This is a genomic window from Allobosea psychrotolerans (assembly GCF_002917105.1).
In the GTDB taxonomy this organism is placed as follows: domain Bacteria; phylum Pseudomonadota; class Alphaproteobacteria; order Rhizobiales; family Beijerinckiaceae; genus Allobosea; species Allobosea psychrotolerans.
Map to the genome: position 1 here is coordinate 110,317 of NZ_PQFZ01000003.1, position 14,918 is coordinate 125,234.

At 66.1% G+C, this 14,918-nt stretch carries 17 protein-coding genes; 2 read left to right on the forward strand and 15 right to left on the reverse strand.

Features of this window, described 5'->3' with window-relative positions:
* Positions 1-102 precede the first annotated feature (102 nt).
* The 10 genes from CYD53_RS06115 to CYD53_RS06160 form a co-directional block, all read right to left on the reverse strand.
* Positions 103-477, reverse strand: coding sequence for a DUF6867 family protein (locus CYD53_RS06115; protein WP_103717236.1), 375 nt, complete (start codon positions 475-477; stop codon positions 103-105).
* Between the two features lies 1 nt (position 478).
* Entirely contained in the window at positions 479-1,210 is a 732-nt protein-coding gene (locus CYD53_RS06120) for an ABC transporter ATP-binding protein (RefSeq protein ID WP_103717237.1), read from the reverse strand.
* Positions 1,210-2,040 (reverse strand): ABC transporter ATP-binding protein, encoded by an 831-nt coding sequence (locus CYD53_RS06125; protein ID WP_103717238.1) that lies wholly within the window; start codon positions 2,038-2,040, stop codon positions 1,210-1,212. Before CYD53_RS06125 ends, CYD53_RS06120 begins: the two co-directional genes overlap by 1 nt.
* Before the next feature lie 23 nt (positions 2,041-2,063).
* A complete protein-coding gene (livM, locus tag CYD53_RS06130; protein ID WP_103717239.1) occupies positions 2,064-3,446 on the reverse strand; it encodes a high-affinity branched-chain amino acid ABC transporter permease LivM in 1,383 nt (460 codons plus the stop codon).
* 5 nt (positions 3,447-3,451) lie between these two features.
* On the reverse strand, positions 3,452-4,369 hold the full coding sequence (locus tag CYD53_RS06135) for a branched-chain amino acid ABC transporter permease (protein WP_069692293.1): 918 nt from the start codon (positions 4,367-4,369) through the stop codon (positions 3,452-3,454).
* Positions 4,370-4,842: 473 nt separating this feature from the next.
* Positions 4,843-5,853 (reverse strand): 4-hydroxyproline epimerase, encoded by a 1,011-nt coding sequence (locus tag CYD53_RS06140; RefSeq protein ID WP_103717544.1) that lies wholly within the window; start codon positions 5,851-5,853, stop codon positions 4,843-4,845.
* Between the two features lie 9 nt (positions 5,854-5,862).
* Positions 5,863-6,270, reverse strand: coding sequence for a DUF3574 domain-containing protein (locus CYD53_RS06145; RefSeq protein ID WP_103717240.1), 408 nt, complete (start codon positions 6,268-6,270; stop codon positions 5,863-5,865).
* Between the two features lie 127 nt (positions 6,271-6,397).
* A complete protein-coding gene (locus CYD53_RS06150; protein WP_103717241.1) occupies positions 6,398-7,630 on the reverse strand; it encodes an NAD(P)/FAD-dependent oxidoreductase in 1,233 nt (410 codons plus the stop codon).
* A gap of 10 nt (positions 7,631-7,640) precedes the next feature.
* Positions 7,641-7,967, reverse strand: a complete 327-nt coding sequence (locus tag CYD53_RS06155) for a cupin domain-containing protein (protein WP_103717242.1) — start codon at positions 7,965-7,967, stop codon at positions 7,641-7,643.
* 32 nt (positions 7,968-7,999) lie between these two features.
* Positions 8,000-8,902: a dihydrodipicolinate synthase family protein gene (locus CYD53_RS06160; protein ID WP_103717243.1), complete on the reverse strand. Its 903-nt coding sequence runs from the start codon at positions 8,900-8,902 to the stop codon at positions 8,000-8,002.
* Positions 8,903-9,037: 135 nt separating this feature from the next.
* Between CYD53_RS06160 and CYD53_RS06165 the strand changes: the two genes are divergently transcribed.
* Positions 9,038-9,742 (forward strand): GntR family transcriptional regulator, encoded by a 705-nt coding sequence (locus CYD53_RS06165; RefSeq protein ID WP_103717244.1) that lies wholly within the window; start codon positions 9,038-9,040, stop codon positions 9,740-9,742.
* Positions 9,743-10,056: 314 nt separating this feature from the next.
* The gene (locus CYD53_RS06170) at positions 10,057-10,575 is read left to right on the forward strand and encodes a flavin reductase family protein (protein WP_103717245.1); all 519 of its coding nucleotides are present in this window, start codon (positions 10,057-10,059) and stop codon (positions 10,573-10,575) included.
* A 22-nt stretch (positions 10,576-10,597) separates the two neighbouring features.
* Here the strand turns inward: CYD53_RS06170 and pcaC are convergent, their stop codons facing one another.
* The 5 genes from pcaC to pcaB are packed head-to-tail and all read right to left on the reverse strand — an operon-like array spanning position 10,598 to position 14,843.
* Positions 10,598-10,993 (reverse strand): 4-carboxymuconolactone decarboxylase, encoded by a 396-nt coding sequence (pcaC, locus tag CYD53_RS06175; protein WP_092173673.1) that lies wholly within the window; start codon positions 10,991-10,993, stop codon positions 10,598-10,600.
* A gap of 11 nt (positions 10,994-11,004) precedes the next feature.
* A complete protein-coding gene (gene pcaD / locus CYD53_RS06180) occupies positions 11,005-11,784 on the reverse strand; it encodes a 3-oxoadipate enol-lactonase (RefSeq protein WP_103717246.1) in 780 nt (259 codons plus the stop codon).
* Positions 11,785-11,816: 32 nt separating this feature from the next.
* Positions 11,817-12,227 (reverse strand): aconitase X swivel domain-containing protein, encoded by a 411-nt coding sequence (locus tag CYD53_RS06185; protein WP_103717247.1) that lies wholly within the window; start codon positions 12,225-12,227, stop codon positions 11,817-11,819.
* Entirely contained in the window at positions 12,218-13,477 is a 1,260-nt protein-coding gene (locus CYD53_RS06190; protein WP_103717248.1) for an aconitase X, read from the reverse strand. The genes CYD53_RS06185 and CYD53_RS06190 overlap by 10 nt, the downstream gene beginning before the upstream one ends.
* A complete protein-coding gene (gene pcaB / locus CYD53_RS06195; protein ID WP_103717249.1) occupies positions 13,470-14,843 on the reverse strand; it encodes a 3-carboxy-cis,cis-muconate cycloisomerase in 1,374 nt (457 codons plus the stop codon). The genes CYD53_RS06190 and pcaB overlap by 8 nt, the downstream gene beginning before the upstream one ends.
* Between the last annotated feature and the right edge of the window lie 75 nt (positions 14,844-14,918).

A 14,918-nucleotide genomic window follows, 5' to 3' on the forward strand; every position in this document is an offset into this window, starting at 1 on the left:
GAACGGGCTGGATGGTCCGCCCGTCTCGGCGCGCGCGGCTACCGTGAAACGCAGTCTTGCGCTTTTTCAACGGTCTGTCACGCGTCAAGCTCGTCGCCATTTTCAGGCTATTTCGGCCCTGATCTTCACGCCTTCGCGCGCTTTCCAGCTGAATGGGCCGGTGCGTTCGAAGAGCCAGCGATATTGGGTCGTCATCTGTCTGGCGCGGTTGTAGCGCCAGCCGGCGAAGCCGAAAACCATCAGCACGATGGTATCGACGATGTAGTAGTGCAGCGTCAGCAGCGTCGCCTCGAACAGCGCGAAATGGATGAAGCGCACGGCCAGCCCGAGAACCAGGATGTAGAGCACGAGCTGGAAAGTCGGCTTCCACGCCTTGGCCACGGCGCGGCCCGACATCCAGGCGAGCCAGCCGCCCATCACCACCGTGACTAGCAGGAACAGCCAGATCGTCGGTTCTTCGTAGAGAATGCCTTGCATGTCAGTGCCTCCCGCCTTCGAGATAGGCGGCGCGGACCTGTGGATTGGCGAGCAGCTCCTGGCCTGTGCCGCTCATGGTGATGACGCCGTTGACCATGACATAGCCGCGATGGGCGAGCTTGAGCGCATGGAAGGCATTCTGCTCGACCAGGAAGACGGTCAGCCCCTCCGTCTTGTTGAGCTCCCGGATCGCCTCGAAGATCTGCTTCACGATCAGCGGGGCCAGCCCCAGCGAGGGCTCGTCGAGCAGGAGGAGCTTTGGCCTGGCCATCAGGGCGCGCGCGATCGCCACCATCTGCTGCTCGCCGCCCGAGAGCGTGCCGCCGCGCTGCTGCAGCCGCTCCTTGATGCGCGGGAAGAGCACGCAGATCTTTTCCAGATCCTCGTCGAAATGGGCAAGGTCGCGCACGGCCGCGCCCATCTGCAGATTCTCGTAGACGGTCATGCGCGGGAAGATGCGCCGTCCCTCCGGGGATTGTGCGATGCCCAGCCTCGCGATCAGGTGGCTCGGCATCTTGGTGATGTCGCGCCCCTCATAGGTGATGGTGCCTTCGCGCGCCTGCGGGTTGCCGAAGATCGTCATCATCAGGGTGGATTTGCCGGCGCCGTTGGCGCCGATCATGGTGACGATCTCGCCGGCGCGGACATCGATGTCGACGCCCTTGAGAGCGATGATCTTGCCGTAATAGGTCTTGACGCCGCGTACGGCGAGAAGGGGTTGAGCTTCGGTCATCACAATCCGACCTCTGCTTCCACGGTCGCGACCTCGTCGTCGTCGACGCCGAGATAAGCGGCGATCACCTTGGGATCGGCCTGGACCTGCGCCGGCGTGCCATCGGCGATCTTGGTGCCGTAGTCGAGCACCACGACATGGTCCGAAATCTCCATCACCACCGACATGTCGTGCTCGATCAGCAGGAGCGCCGTGCCGATATCCTTGCGGATCGAAAGCAGCAGCTCGTTGAGGTCATGGCTCTCGCGCGGGTTGAGGCCGGCGGCCGGTTCGTCCAAGCAGAGCAGGACCGGCTCGGTGCACATGGCGCGCGCAATCTCGAGGCGGCGCTGGTCGCCATAGGGCAGGTCGGCCGCGGGATCGTCGGCGCGGTCGGTCAGCCTGATCTTGTCCAGCCAGAACTTGGCCTTCTCGATCGCCTCCTTCTCGCGCGCCTTGTAGCCGCCGATGCCGAGCACGCCGAGGAAGGTGAAGCCCGAGGCGATCATCAGCGGGTTGTGCTGGGCGACGAGAAGGTTCTCCAGCACGGTCATGCCGCCGAAGAGGCGAATGTTCTGGAAGGTGCGGGCGACCCTGGCCTTCCAGGAGATGCGGAAGTCCGGCATCCGCTCGAGCAGATAGCTCGCGCCGCTGTCATGCGTCAGCGCCATCATGCCTTCGGTGGGCTTATAAAAGCCGGTGATGCAGTTGAAGACCGTGGTCTTGCCGGCTCCGTTTGGGCCGATCAGCGCGGTGATGTCGCCCTTGCGGGCCTCGAAGGAGAGGTCGTTGACGGCGGTCAGGCCGCCGAAGCGCATGGTGACATGCTCGACCTGGAGAAGCGGGGGCATGCTGGAAGAAGGGCCTTGCGTCATCAGCCGTGGCCCTCCTGGACCATATCGGACGAGATCGCCTTCTTTTCCTTGAGGAAGGCCGTCGGCTCGCGCGTCGAGATCAGTCCGCGTGGCTTCCAGATCATGATCACCACCATGGCCAGGCCGAAGATCAGCATGCGGTATTTGGTCGGGTCGAAATCATTGCCGAAGATGGCCTTCAGCCAGTCGAGCTCGCGCAGCAGCTCGGTGCCGCCGATCATGGCGGTCGCGGCGATGGCGCAGCCCCAGAGCGAGCCCATGCCGCCGAGCACGACGATCGCCAGCACCATCGCCGATTCCATGAAGACGAAGGATTCCGGCGAGATGAAGCCCTGCCGCGCCGAGAAGAAGGCGCCGGCGAAGCCGCCGAACATGGCGCCGATCGAGAAGGCGGTGAGCTTGGTGTTGGTGGTGTTGATGCCGAGCGAGCGGCAGGCGATCTCGTCCTCGCGCAGGGCTTCCCAGGCGCGGCCCACCGGCAATCGTCTGAGCCGCAGCGAGACGAAGGCGGTCAGGAGCGCGAGCGCCAGGATCAGGTAATACAGGAAGATCGTTCGGTAGAGCGGCGAGAATTCCAGCCCGAACACCGCCGCGAAGCCTTCGTCGCTGGCGTTGAACGGAATGCCGAAGAAGCTCGGCCGCGGAATGCCGGAGATGCCGGCATAGCCGTTCGAGAAATCGACCCAGTTGATCAGGACGAGGCGGATGATCTCGCCGAAGGCAAGCGTGACGATGGCGAGGTAGTCGCCGCGCAGGCGCAGCACGGGAAAGCCGAGCAGCATGCCCCAGAAGGCGGCGAGGATTCCTGAGAGCGGCAGCAGGAGCCAGAAGGACAAGCCGAAATTCTTGGCCAGCAGCGCGTAGGAATAGGCGCCGACCGCATAGAAGGCGACATAGCCGAGGTCGAGCAGTCCAGCCAGGCCGACGACGATGTTCAGCCCCCAGCCGAGCATGACGTAGATCAGGATCTGGACGCCGAAATTGTCGATCCATTTCAGCGCGCCGCCCCAGCCGGTCAGCATGATAGCGATGAGCGGAAAGGTGATCAGGAAGCCTAGCCCCAGAGCCGAGAAGAAGCCGGAATGGCGCTGGAAGAAGGCGAAGGTGCCGTGCGGCAGGAAGCGCACCAGCGATTTCCGCTCGGCCTTGCCCTGCTGGCGCAGCACCACCAGGAGGCGCCCGACGAAGACGATGGCGACCGCCCAGGCCACCGCCTCCCAGCGCTGGTCGAGCACCAGCACATTTTCCATATTCTGGCGGGTGCCCCAGGCGATGATCGGGATGCACAGGCCGAAGGTGACGAGGGCGGCAAAGCCGGCCTCCTTGAGCGCCGCCTTGATGTCGCGAGGGGGCGCCGCGGGCGTCGAAATGGTCGTCGCCATGGCTGTCAGACTTTCTCGACTTCGGGGCGGCCAAGGATGCCCGAGGGCATGAAGACGAGCACGATCGCGAGGATGCAGAAGGCCGCGACGTCCTTGTAGTCGATGGTGAAATAGGCCGACCACATCACCTCGATCAGCCCAATCAACAGGCCGCCGATGACGGCGCCGGGCAGCGAGCCGATGCCGCCGAGCACAGCGGCGGTGAAGGCCTTCACGCCGGGGATGAAGCCGTCATTGAATGAGACCACGCCGTAGAGGACGAGGTACATCACGCCAGCGACCGCCGCGAGCGCCGCGCCCATCACGAAGGTGATCGAGATCGTGCGGTCAACGTCGATGCCAAGAAGCGCGGCCATCTTGCGGTCCTGCTCGCAGGCGCGCTGGGCCCGGCCGAGCGGCGTCTTCTGGACGATGTACCAGAAGGCGGCCAGCAGCACGGCCGTCGTCACGATGATGACGATCTGCTTGTACGAAATCTGGACCGAATAGGTCGCGCTGTTGATGAGCGTGATCGAGTCGTTCAGCATCGGCGCTGTCGATTTGTTGCGCGGGCCCTGCACGACCTGGACGAAGTTCGACAGGAAGATCGACATGCCGATCGCCGAGATCAGCGGCGCGAGGCGGAAGGAGCCGCGCAGCGGTCGGTAGGCGACGCGTTCGATCGCCCAGTTCCACAGCGAGGTGAAGAACATCGCCAGCGCGAGCACGACAATGAGCGCCACCACGATCAGCCCGGCGCCGAACCAGGAGGCGATCAGCATGAAGAAGATCAGCGCGATGAAGGCCGACAGCATGAAGATGTCGCCATGGGCGAAGTTCACCATGCCGATAATGCCGAAGACCATCGTGTAGCCGATGGCGATGAGGCCGTAGATCGACCCCAAGGTCAGCCCATTGATGAGCTGCTGGAGAAACACTTCCATTGACGACGCCTAACCCCTCTCATCCGCTCCCGTTCTTTTCGGCGGCATGACGCCGACGCATGCGGGATACGATTGCTACGCAGAGCTACCAACGGCTTGCGGCTTCGACAATCGCGCCGAGCCACAATTCTGTCAAAAGCAATCTGGCACGTTTTGCCTGCCGTTTGTGCAGGCGTCTCTGCGGCGCGGCGGCGATTTCGCGCAAGATGATTGCGGGGTGGGCACTTCTGCACCGGGTATTTGGGGCCGGTGGGCTGTGAATATGGGGGCGAAAAACCGTCTAGGATGATCTTTCTGCGCCCAATCAGCTGCCAACGGAGCGCGGTCGCACCGACTGACGTAGGGTCGCGTCGCATTCGGACGCTTCCGTCCGAATGCGAAAGACAGGATCGATTCCCAGAGTTGAGAGGATTGCTCACGCGAAAAACCGGTGCCCGGTTTTTCGCGTGATGCTCTTGGGCAGTCTTATCGCCTCAGGCGCGATCGGCGAGCTGGAAACCATGCGCCAGCGGGTCGCGGTCGTCGATGAAGATGGTGTTGTAACCGGTCATCCGGGCCCAGCCCTCGATCGAAGGGATGATCGCGTCATGGGGCCCGACCTTCGCCGACGCCTCGACCCGGCCGCGGAAGAGCGTGCCGATGATGCTCTCATGGACGAAGTCCTCGCCGACCTTGAGCTTTCCCTGCGCTGCCCATTGCGCCATGCGCGAGGAGGTGCCGGTGCCGCAGGGCGAGCGGTCGAGCGCCTTGTCGCCATAGAATACGGCGTTGCGAGCATGCGCCTCGGGCTTCGTCGGCGCGCCGGTCCAGAGGATGTGGGAGAGGCCGTTGATCGCCGGGTTCTCGGGGTGGACGAACTGGTACTTCGCGTTGAGGGCAGCGCGCAGCTTCGGGCTCCAGCGCAGCAGATCGGAGGGGTTCACCTCAGCGATGTCGCGGATCGCGGCCTGCGGATCGACGATCGCGTAGAAATTGCCGCCATAGGCGACATCGACCTTGACCTCGCCCAGCCCCTCGACCTCGGCGGAGAGGTCGGTCGCGTGCAGATAGGAGGCGATGTTGGTGATGCGGACGCTGTCGACATAGGGTCCGTTGCGGACATAGGTCGCGGTGACCAGGCCGGCGGGCGTGTCGATCTTCAGCACGCCCTCCTGGCGCGGCGTCACCAGCCCGCGCTCCAGCGCCATGGTCACGGTGCCGATGGTGCCATGGCCGCACATCGGCAGGCAGCCCGAGGTCTCGATGAAGAGGAAGGCGATGTCGGCGTCCTCGCGCGTCGGCGGGTAGAGGATTGCGCCCGACATCATGTCGTGGCCGCGTGGTTCGAACATCAGCCCGGTGCGGATCCAATCGAATTCCGCCAGGAAATGGGCGCGCTTCTCGACCATAGTGTCGCCCTTCAGGGCAGGGCCGCCGCCGGCGACGAGGCGTACAGGGTTGCCGCAGGTATGGCCGTCGACGCAGAAGAAGGTGTGGGTCGTCATGGCATCCACTCAGAAGGATATGCAGGCCGGCCGCAGGATCGTGCCGACCGATTGCTGGTTGAAACGCTGCTTATAGGCTTCGGCGATGGCCGCGAGCTTGGCGCGCCCCTCGGGTTCGTCCTTCAGGGCGATGACGAGGAGCTTTGCCTGCTCGCGCACCAGGACGTCGCGCGTCGTATCGCGATACTGCCCTTGCCCGGCCAGGATCGTCAGCCCGTCGGGGAAGCGCGGCGTCACCTCCTCGTCGAGGAAGCGCCCGAAGGCGGCCTCGCTGACGCCGAGCCTGTCGCCGATATTGCGGCCGAACAGCAGTTCGGCGACAAGCATCGCTTGCTGGCCCGACGAACAGGCAGGCGGGGCGAGGCTGGCGCAGCCGCCAAGGCAGGCGAAGCTGGCTAGAAACAGGATTCGAATCATGGCCTTGGCCTCGTCGGCTCAGGGCTTGATTCAGATTCCGGGCAGTTGCGCTCGACCGCGAGAGCGAACGCGGCTTTCGCGCCCGCCATCATCTCGGTGCCGAAGATCGGGCCCGCCGTCATCGCCTTCAGAACCGGCGCGGACTGAAGGGGGCGAGATCGATCGCGGGCTTGCGGCCGGCGATCGACGCGGCGACAAGGCCCGCTGTCGCGGTCGATTGCGTCATGCCGTAGTGGCCGTGGCCGAAGGCGTAGATGACGTGGCGATTGCGGCTGGCCTCGCCGATCACGGGCAGTGAATCCGGCAGCGAGGGGCGGAAGCCCATCCAGAGCGTGCCGCTCTCGAAGGGCGGCAAACCGTCGACCAGGCTCGCTGCCTTGTCATAGAGGCTGCGTGTCCGGGCGTGGTTTGGCGCTGCCTTCAGCCCGCCGAACTCGACCGCGCCGCCGATTCGCAGGCCGCTCTCCAACGGCGTCATGACGAAGCCATGGCCCTCGAAACCGACCGGGCGCGAGGTCAGGCCGGTGACGCCGGGAAAGCTGACATTGTAGCCGCGTTCGGTGTCGAGCGGGACAGCATCGCCGAGCGCCGCCGCCAGCGGCTTCGACCAGGCGCCTGCCGCGATCACCGCGCGATCGACGACGCGCTGCCAGCCGTCGGGGCCGATCAGGGACGGGCGCTCGCCCATCGAGATGTTGCCGACCTCGACCTTCTCGAAGACCGCGCCGCGCGCGAGCGCCGCCTCGAACAGGGCCAGCGTCAGTTGCAGGGGATCGCCGATATGGGCGGTGTCGGGATGGAAGGTGGCGCCGACGAAGCGCCGCTTCAGCGCCGGCTCGAACTGGCTGAGCTCCTCGGGGCCGATCATCTCGACCTTGATGCCGAGCTCCGCCTGCCGCCCGGCGACATGGCCGGCTTCGTCGAAGGCCGCCTTGTCGGTGAAGACATACAGCCCGCCCTGGCGATGGATGTGGTGGCTGAGGCTCAGGCTCTCGGCCCGCGCCAGCCAGGCCGGCAAGGCGAGTCGCTGCAGGGCGGCGAGCCCCTGGATCGAACGCTCATAGGCATCGGGCCGCGCCGCCAGTACGAAGCGGACGAGCCAGGGCAGGAGCCTGGGAAAATAGGCCGGGCGGATCGAGAGCGGCCCGAGCGGGTCGAGCAGGAATTTCGGCACCTGCCGCAGGTTCTTGGGGCTGGCGATCGGCAGGATGTCGGTATGGGCCATCCAGCCGGCATTGCCGCGCGAGGGGCCGAAGGCGGGGCCTTCCTTGTCGAGGATCAGGACCTCGTGGCCCTCGTCGAGCAGGGCATGCGCGATGGCGCAGCCGACGACGCCGGCGCCGACGACGGCGATCTTCACGACAGGGCCTTCATGACAGCGACAACTCCTTCAGAGCGCCAGGCTGCTTCACCTCGATCTCGACGAAGGCGATCGGGTGGGCGGAGCCGTTCATGACGTCGTGCTGGACGCCGGCCGGGCGCATATAGGCCTGGCCCTGCGCCAGCGGCACGTCGGTTTCCGTCTTGCCGTCATGGATGCGCAGCGTGCCCGCGACCAGCATCACCACGAAATAGGGCCAGCCATGCGTATGCCAGCCGGTCACGGCGCCGGGCTCGAAATCCCAGCGCGTGATCCGGATCGCCTCGTCATCCTGCTGGAGCGTCGGGATGGCGGGGAGGGTGCAGGCGAAGGCCATGGCGTCTCCGGTCTTTTAGAAACTCGGGTCTTTTAGAAACTCGGCAGCGTCGGACGTGTGGCTTCGGCTGCCCTGACGATCGCCGTGAGGCGGGCACGTTCGGAGCCCTGCAGCGCCTGACGCGGAGCGCGGCAGCGGTCATTGGAGCCAATCACCAGCGCCTCGACCAGCTTGATGTTCTGGACGAGTCTCGCCGAGACGTCGAGGTCGAGCAGCGGGCGGAACCAGCGATAGATCGCGATCGCCTCGTTCATGCGACCGGCCTTGGCAAGTTCGTAGATCGCGACGGTCTCGCGCGGATAGGCCACGACCAGCCCCGCGACCCAGCCATCGGCGCCCATTGCCAGGCTTTCCAGGGCGAGGTTGTCGACGCCGGTCAGCAGCTTGAAACGATCGCCGCAAAGCGACTTGATCTCGCTGATGCGGCGGATGTCGTCGGAGGATTCCTTGATGGCTGTGAAGAGCGGCTCATCGGCCAGCTCCGCCAGCATGGCTGGCGGGATGTCGACGCCATAGGCGGGCGGATTGTTGTAGATCATCACCGGCAGGCCGCCGGCCCTGGCGACGGTCCGGTAATGCGCTGCGGTCTCATGCGGTTCGGATTTATAGGGGATGCCGGGCAGCACCATGAAGCCGGCCGCGCCGGCCTTGGCGCCGGCTTCCGCCAGGTTGCAGGAAGCCCTGGTCGAGCCCTGCGAGACCGTCAGCAACACCGGCACCTTGCCGCCGGCGACGCGCAAGGCGGTCTTCAGGACCTCGATCTTCTCGGCGGGGTCCAGCGTCGAGGCCTCGCCGAGCGAGCCGCAGACGATCAGGCCGTGCACGCCGGCCTCGATCTGGAGAAGAAAGCAGCGCTCCATCTCGGCGATGTCGAGATGGTCCTCGCTCGTGAATTTCGTCGTCACCGCTGGCAGAACGCCGATCCAATGGCTCATGGCACAAAGCTCCTTGCGCGCCGGCCCGTTTCGCTTGCAGATTGCAAACAGGCGAGCTTCGGCTCTATGCGGCATAGGTGATATATCAATGATCGGTCGCACGTCAATCCAGTCTTGCCGGCTGCTGGAGCGCGCATGAATCTGCGCCCGCTTTCCGAAGCCCGAGTGGATGAGGAGGCGCACGCCTCGCTTCCGCCCCCGGCGGCGCCCAGCCTGTCCGAGACAGCCTATCGCCGGCTCGAGGAAGCGATCGTGACGCTGTCACTGCGTCCCGGCGCGGTGCTGACCGAGGCGCAATTGATCGATCTCGTCGGCGTCGGGCGCACGCCAGTGCGCGAGGCGCTGATCCGGCTGGCGCAGCAGGGGCTGGTCGAGATCCTGCCGCGCAAGGGTGTCGCCGTAGCCGACATCAACGCCATCGATGTGATGGCGGCGCTCGATGCGCGCGAGGTCCTGGAGCGATTGATCGCGGGCGATGCCGCTAAACGGGCGAGCCCGCGCGAACGCATTCTCATCATCGAGCAGGCCAAGGCGATGCGCGCGGCGGCCGAGGCCGGCGACGTCAACGCCTTCATGCGCATCGATACGGAACTCAACGGCATGGTGGCGGCTGCCGCGCGCAGCCCCTATGCGACGCGCGCCGTCGAGCCGCTGCAGGCGCTGATGCGGCGCGCCTGGTATCATTTCGAGCGTCAGGACGACCTCGTGCCCTCCGCGCTTCTGCATGTCGCCTTCGCGCAGGCGATCGCGACGGCCGATCCAGCTGCCGCGATGATCGCGAGCGACGCGCTGATGCTGCACTTCCGCCGTGGCCTGCTCGGCGCGTTGGGGCGGGATTGAGGGCATCCGGGCGGAGCAGTGCGGGCCCAGCTTGAACGCGCCTGATATATCTAATCTTATTGCCGAGGCCGCATCGAACTCACTCGCTCGCCATGGCGGAGGCGCTCGCCTCCGCCACTGCGCTCGACAACAGCGGCGACTGCCTGTTCTGTGATCGCCATTTCGAGGATCTCGAACACGTTGTCTTCATCAAGACGGTTCATGATCGAACGAGCCGGTGTGTCGCTCCGCGAACTGGCTTTCGCGGGTGCGTGCGCCTACATCAACGGGCAAGGGTTCATGCAAGCAAGAGTTCATGCAAGCAGGCTGGGCGAATGACCAAGATCGCTGAGGCGGCGCCGCGCCTGACGCCGGCGGCCGACGGGCAGGCTTTCCGTGACGCCATGGCGCGGCTGGCGAGCCCGACCCATATCGTCACGACGGCGGGTCAAAACGGCCGGGCCGGCCTGACCGCGACCGCCGTTGCCTCGGTCTCGGACGCGCCGCCGACCGTGCTGGTCTGCATCGAGAGCAACAGCCGGACTCTGGCTGCGATTGCGGCCAATGGCGTCTTCTGCATCAACACATTGCCGGGGGGCTCTGCCGATTTGGCCGAAATCTTTGCCGGGCGTCGCGGCATTGAGGGCGAGGCGCGTTTCGCCTCGGCGCGCTGGGGCAGGCTGGCGAGTGGTGCGCCCGTGCTGGAGCAGGCGCTCGCCGCCTTCGATTGCCGGCTCATCGCGATCCGGGAGGTTGCGACGCATCGCATCGTCATCGGCGAGGTCTTGGCGCTGGGCGGCACGGGGCAGGGCGCCGGCCTGATCTATCGCGATCGGCGCTTCGAGACCGTTTGAGGCTTCAGAGCTTGCTGACGCTTCAGGGCTTGTTGGCTTCCGCCTCGATCTCGGCGAAGACGCTTGCCGCTTCCTTGAAGGCGTGGTTGGCGGCAGGCACGCCTGCATAGATCGCCGCCTGCATCAGCACCTCCTTGATCTCGTCCCTCGTCATGCCGTTATTGAGCGCCCCACGGACATGGATGCGGAATTCGCCCCAGGCGCCGAGCGCACAGGCGATCGAGAGCACGATGATCGAGCGCTCCCGGCGCACCAGGCCGGGCCGGTTCCAGATGTCGTTCCAAGCGGTGCGGGTGATAAACTCCTGCCATTCGCCGTTGAAGGCGGTGACGCCGGCGCTGGCCTTGTCGACATAGGCGTCGCTCAGGACGGCCCGGCGGGTCTTCATGCCGTTGTCGTAACGGGTCTTTTCATCCATGCGGAGAACCCTCAAGCTTGCAGGAAGTCGAGCACGGCCTTGGTGAAGGCGGCGGGCTGCTCAAGATTGGAGAGATGGGCGGCATCGAGCTCGACCGTCTGTGCGCCATGGATGGAATCGGCGATCAGCTGCCCGGCGGCAGGCGGCGTCGCGGGGTCGACCTTGCCGATGACGACGAGCACCGGATTGGTGATCGCGCGGATCGGCTCGCGCTGATCCATGTCGCGGATCGCGGCGCAGCAATTGGCGTAACCGAGCGGCGGGGTGGTGCTGAGCATCTCGCTGACCTTGGCCACGGTCGCGTTGTCGCGCTCGCGGAACTCCTGGCTGAACCAGCGCTCCAGTATCGGCTGGATCAGTCCTGCCATGCCGTTGGCGCGCACGGATTTGATGCGGGTGTTCCAGAGATCGGGCGGGCCCATGCGGGCGCCGGTATTGGCCAGCACCACCCGGTCGAGGCGCTTGCCGGCATGGGTCGCGAGCCATTGGCCGACCATGCCGCCCTTGGAGAGGCCGCACCAATGTGCCTTTGCGATGCCGAGATGATCGAGGATCGCCAGCGCGTCCTCGCCGAGCATGGCGATCGAATAGGGTTTGTCGGCCGCGGTCGATTGGCCGTGACCGCGTGAATCATAGCGTACGACGCGGAAAGCCTTCGACCATTCCGGGATCTGCGGATCCCACATCGAGAGATTGGTGCCGAGCGAGTTCGAGAGCAGCAGCGCGGGCGCGTCGGCGGGGCCGTCGATCCTGATGTTGAAGGGTTCGCCTCTGATGGTCTCGATCGGCATGGCGTTTCTCTTGTGCTGTCAGTTGCGTGTCGTCAGTTGATGGTGATAGCGCCACCGGCGGACAGCGTCAGCCGCCGGCCGGCCAAAGCCTGCTGCCGCTCGGCAGGAAGCCGGAGCGCCGGCGGCGCTTGCCAGCCCATTTCGCGCGCGACGATGATGCCGAGCAGCAGGATGGCGTCGGGCGCGTCCATCAGGATCGCGGCCGGGGCCTTGCCGGCATGGACGAGTTCCAGCAACACGGCCGAAGCCGAGGAGGAGCCGATCGTGCCCGGCAACGCCAGCACAGTGCCGGCGATGCTCGCGCCGCGCTGCGGATGGCGCGCGTCGATAATCAGGCCGGATTTGGGATCAACGCCGCCCCAGAAACTGATCGGGGCGGTGAGCGCCAGGCAAGGCGCCAAGACCGCTTCGCCCGGGATCAGAACCTCAGCCGTCAGCTCCATATCTGGGCCTCCCTGACGAGGCGGCCCGCGACGGCGCTCTCGACGCATTCGCAGAGCGAACCATAGGTCACGGCATAGCCGGTATTGCCCGGCGCATAATGCGCGAATTTGCCGGAATTGGTCATCAGCACCGCCCCCTCGATTTCGGGCAGGATCGGCGTGACGACGACGCAGGTATCGACCACGAAGACCACGCCCGCCGCTTCCAGCGCGGCTCGGCGGCCATTGGCGGCGAGCGGTCCCACCACATGGCGGCCGGTATTGGCATAGAGCGGCGTGGCAAGCCTGCGGCCGGCGAGCAGCCGCTCGACTTCCGCGATCTCGGCCAGGGAGAGATGCGGCGAGCCGATCGCGACCGCGTCGATTCGCTGCGTCGCACCGGCGGTCGACAGCCGCGCCAGCGCCGCCTGCAGCTCCTGTGGGGTCAAAATGAGATGCTCGCGCGGCGGGACATGCCCGAGCGCGGTTGCGGCATCGGGCGCTTCCGGCGTCACGCCTGCGACATGGAACAGCCCGACGCCGCCGGCTGAGGCTGCGGCAGCGCCCAGCGCCTTCAGCCTGTCCTCACTGGTGCAGCCTTGCAAGCCCTCGATGACCGCGACGGCATTGCCAGCGGCGCGGCCAAGATAGGTCCCCAGCACCGGATAAAACACATCCGAGCTGCGTAGGGCCCGTGACAGGCCGCTGACATCGATCAGCAGGGAGGCGATGCGGTTCTCCGGCCGATGCAGGCCGTAATCGGGCGCGCAGCCAGCGATCGCGCAGGCGATGTCGAGGAAATCGCCATAGCGGTTGGTGCGCGCGCCGAGCACGGAATTGCAGAAGACGACGGCGTTGGACTCGCCCCAGGCGACATCCGTGCCCATGGCCGGACGGTGCCCCGCCTGATAGGGCGCGCAGGTCCAAGAGGGCTCGCAGCCCATCGCCTCATACGCGCGCATCATCCGCCCCGCCATGTCGCGCTCATGCGCGGGCAGGCGGATCGCGGCGCAGCCGGCGGGTGCGAGCGCGCCGACATTCAAGGTGGCGCGCACCGCGACCCTGGCGCCGCCCGCGACCAGCCTTTCGGCGAAGAGCGTGCCGGAATCGCCATGATAGAGCGCGCCGTCGATATGGGCGGAGGCGATCTGGATCAGCCTCGGCGCTCCCATCAGGCGGGCGGCCTCCGCAACGATGCGCAGCGCCATGGCGGCGCCTTCACCTTGCGCGCCTGAGGCGATGCTGCGGTCCTCGGCGGAGAGCTCAACCATCGGAAACCATGGACTCCCGCTCCTCTTCGTAGAGGGCGAGGATGCGGTCGATGATCGCATCGGTCGCGCCGCGATAGGTCGTCGGGTCGAAGAGCTTGTCGATTTCGCCGGGCGCCAGCTTGCCGGCGAGGGCAGGGCTCTCGGCGAGTACCTCCTTGAGGTGGCGGCCGCTGGCGATGCAGATGCGACTGGCCTCCTCGAGCAGATGATGCGACTCGCCCCTGCCGATCGTGGCTGCGAGCGCGAGCGATACGCGCTCGGCCATCACCAGGCCATTGGTGAGCTCGAGATTCTGCCGCATCCGCTCGGGGAAGACCTGAAGCCCTTCGATCAGCGTCACCATCTGGTTCAGGGCGGAGCCGGCAATGGTGAAGAGTTCCCCCATCGTGCGCCATTCGGCGTGCCAGCCGCCCATGGCGCGCTCGTGCTCCTGCGGCATGGTGGCGAGCATGGTCGAGACGAGGCCGGGCGTGCGCTTGGCCGAGGCGAGGATCAGCGTGCACAGCACCGGGTTGCGTTTATGCGGCATGGCGGAGGAACCGCCCTTGCCGGGGGCTTCCGGTTCGGCCAATTCCCCGATCTCGGTTTGCGCCATCAGTGCGATGTCCTGCGCCATCTTGCCGAGATGGCCCATGAAGATGCCGAGACCGGCGGCGATCCGCGCCGGGCGCTGGCGTTGGGTGTGCCAGGGCGTGTCGACGGCGCCGATGGAGGGCATCGTCCTGCCGAAGGCCTGAAGGACGGCTTCGGCGTGCTCGCCGAGCGAGGCCAGCGTGCCTGCCGCTCCGCCCAGTTGATGCGCGGACTGGCCATAGGTCAAAAAGTCGTCATGGAAGGAGACGACGGGGCCGAGCCAGTTCGCCGCCTTGATGCCGAAGGAGATGGGCACGGCGTGCTGCAGGAACGTGCGGCCGATCATCGGCGTGTGACGATGGCGCCTCGTCAGCTCGGCCAGGGCGCTCGCAAGACGGGCGGCCCGTTCCAGGAGCAGCCGCCACGCAGCACCATATTGCTGAGCATGGCCGGAATCGATCACATCCTGGCTGGTGGCGCCGTAATGGACCCATTTCGCGGCATCTGCATCGTTCGCCGCGACACGGGCCGTCAGCGCCTTGACGAGTGGGATCGCAGGGTTGCCGGCCAGCGTCGCTGCCTTGCCGATGGCGGCGATGTCGTAGAGCTCCGCCTTGCATTGCGCGGCGATCGCTTCTGCAGCCTCCGCGGGTATGACACCGGCGGTGGCTTCCGCACGCGCAAGCGCAGCCTCGAAGTCGAGCATGCCCTGCAGCGCCGCGCGGTCGTCGAGCAGCGTTGCCATCTGCGCATCGGCGAACAACTCGCCGAACAGGCCGAGAGCGCCGCTCATCTGTCCACGGACCGGGGCGCGGCGGACTTTCCTTGGGCGCTGTTCACTTTTGTCCCCTTGTGCAGCGAGGGGCTT

What these genes read in the sequence shown, in the direction of transcription:
- CYD53_RS06115 (WP_103717236.1), bottom strand. Translation starts at nt 477, where the DNA reads ATGCAAGGCATTCTCTACGAAGAACCGACGATCTGGCTGTTCCTGCTA.
- CYD53_RS06120 (WP_103717237.1), bottom strand. Translation starts at nt 1,210, where the DNA reads ATGACCGAAGCTCAACCCCTTCTCGCCGTACGCGGCGTCAAGACCTAT.
- CYD53_RS06125 (WP_103717238.1), bottom strand. Translation starts at nt 2,040, where the DNA reads ATGCCCCCGCTTCTCCAGGTCGAGCATGTCACCATGCGCTTCGGCGGC.
- livM (WP_103717239.1), bottom strand. Translation starts at nt 3,446, where the DNA reads ATGGCGACGACCATTTCGACGCCCGCGGCGCCCCCTCGCGACATCAAG.
- CYD53_RS06135 (WP_069692293.1), bottom strand. Translation starts at nt 4,369, where the DNA reads ATGGAAGTGTTTCTCCAGCAGCTCATCAATGGGCTGACCTTGGGGTCG.
- CYD53_RS06140 (WP_103717544.1), bottom strand. Translation starts at nt 5,853, where the DNA reads ATGACGACCCACACCTTCTTCTGCGTCGACGGCCATACCTGCGGCAAC.
- CYD53_RS06145 (WP_103717240.1), bottom strand. Translation starts at nt 6,270, where the DNA reads ATGATTCGAATCCTGTTTCTAGCCAGCTTCGCCTGCCTTGGCGGCTGC.
- CYD53_RS06155 (WP_103717242.1), bottom strand. Translation starts at nt 7,967, where the DNA reads ATGGCCTTCGCCTGCACCCTCCCCGCCATCCCGACGCTCCAGCAGGAT.
- CYD53_RS06160 (WP_103717243.1), bottom strand. Translation starts at nt 8,902, where the DNA reads ATGAGCCATTGGATCGGCGTTCTGCCAGCGGTGACGACGAAATTCACG.
- CYD53_RS06165 (WP_103717244.1), top strand. Translation starts at nt 9,038, where the DNA reads ATGAATCTGCGCCCGCTTTCCGAAGCCCGAGTGGATGAGGAGGCGCAC.
- CYD53_RS06170 (WP_103717245.1), top strand. Translation starts at nt 10,057, where the DNA reads ATGACCAAGATCGCTGAGGCGGCGCCGCGCCTGACGCCGGCGGCCGAC.
- pcaC (WP_092173673.1), bottom strand. Translation starts at nt 10,993, where the DNA reads ATGGATGAAAAGACCCGTTACGACAACGGCATGAAGACCCGCCGGGCC.
- pcaD (WP_103717246.1), bottom strand. Translation starts at nt 11,784, where the DNA reads ATGCCGATCGAGACCATCAGAGGCGAACCCTTCAACATCAGGATCGAC.
- CYD53_RS06185 (WP_103717247.1), bottom strand. Translation starts at nt 12,227, where the DNA reads ATGGAGCTGACGGCTGAGGTTCTGATCCCGGGCGAAGCGGTCTTGGCG.
- CYD53_RS06190 (WP_103717248.1), bottom strand. Translation starts at nt 13,477, where the DNA reads ATGGTTGAGCTCTCCGCCGAGGACCGCAGCATCGCCTCAGGCGCGCAA.
- pcaB (WP_103717249.1), bottom strand. Translation starts at nt 14,843, where the DNA reads ATGAGCGGCGCTCTCGGCCTGTTCGGCGAGTTGTTCGCCGATGCGCAG.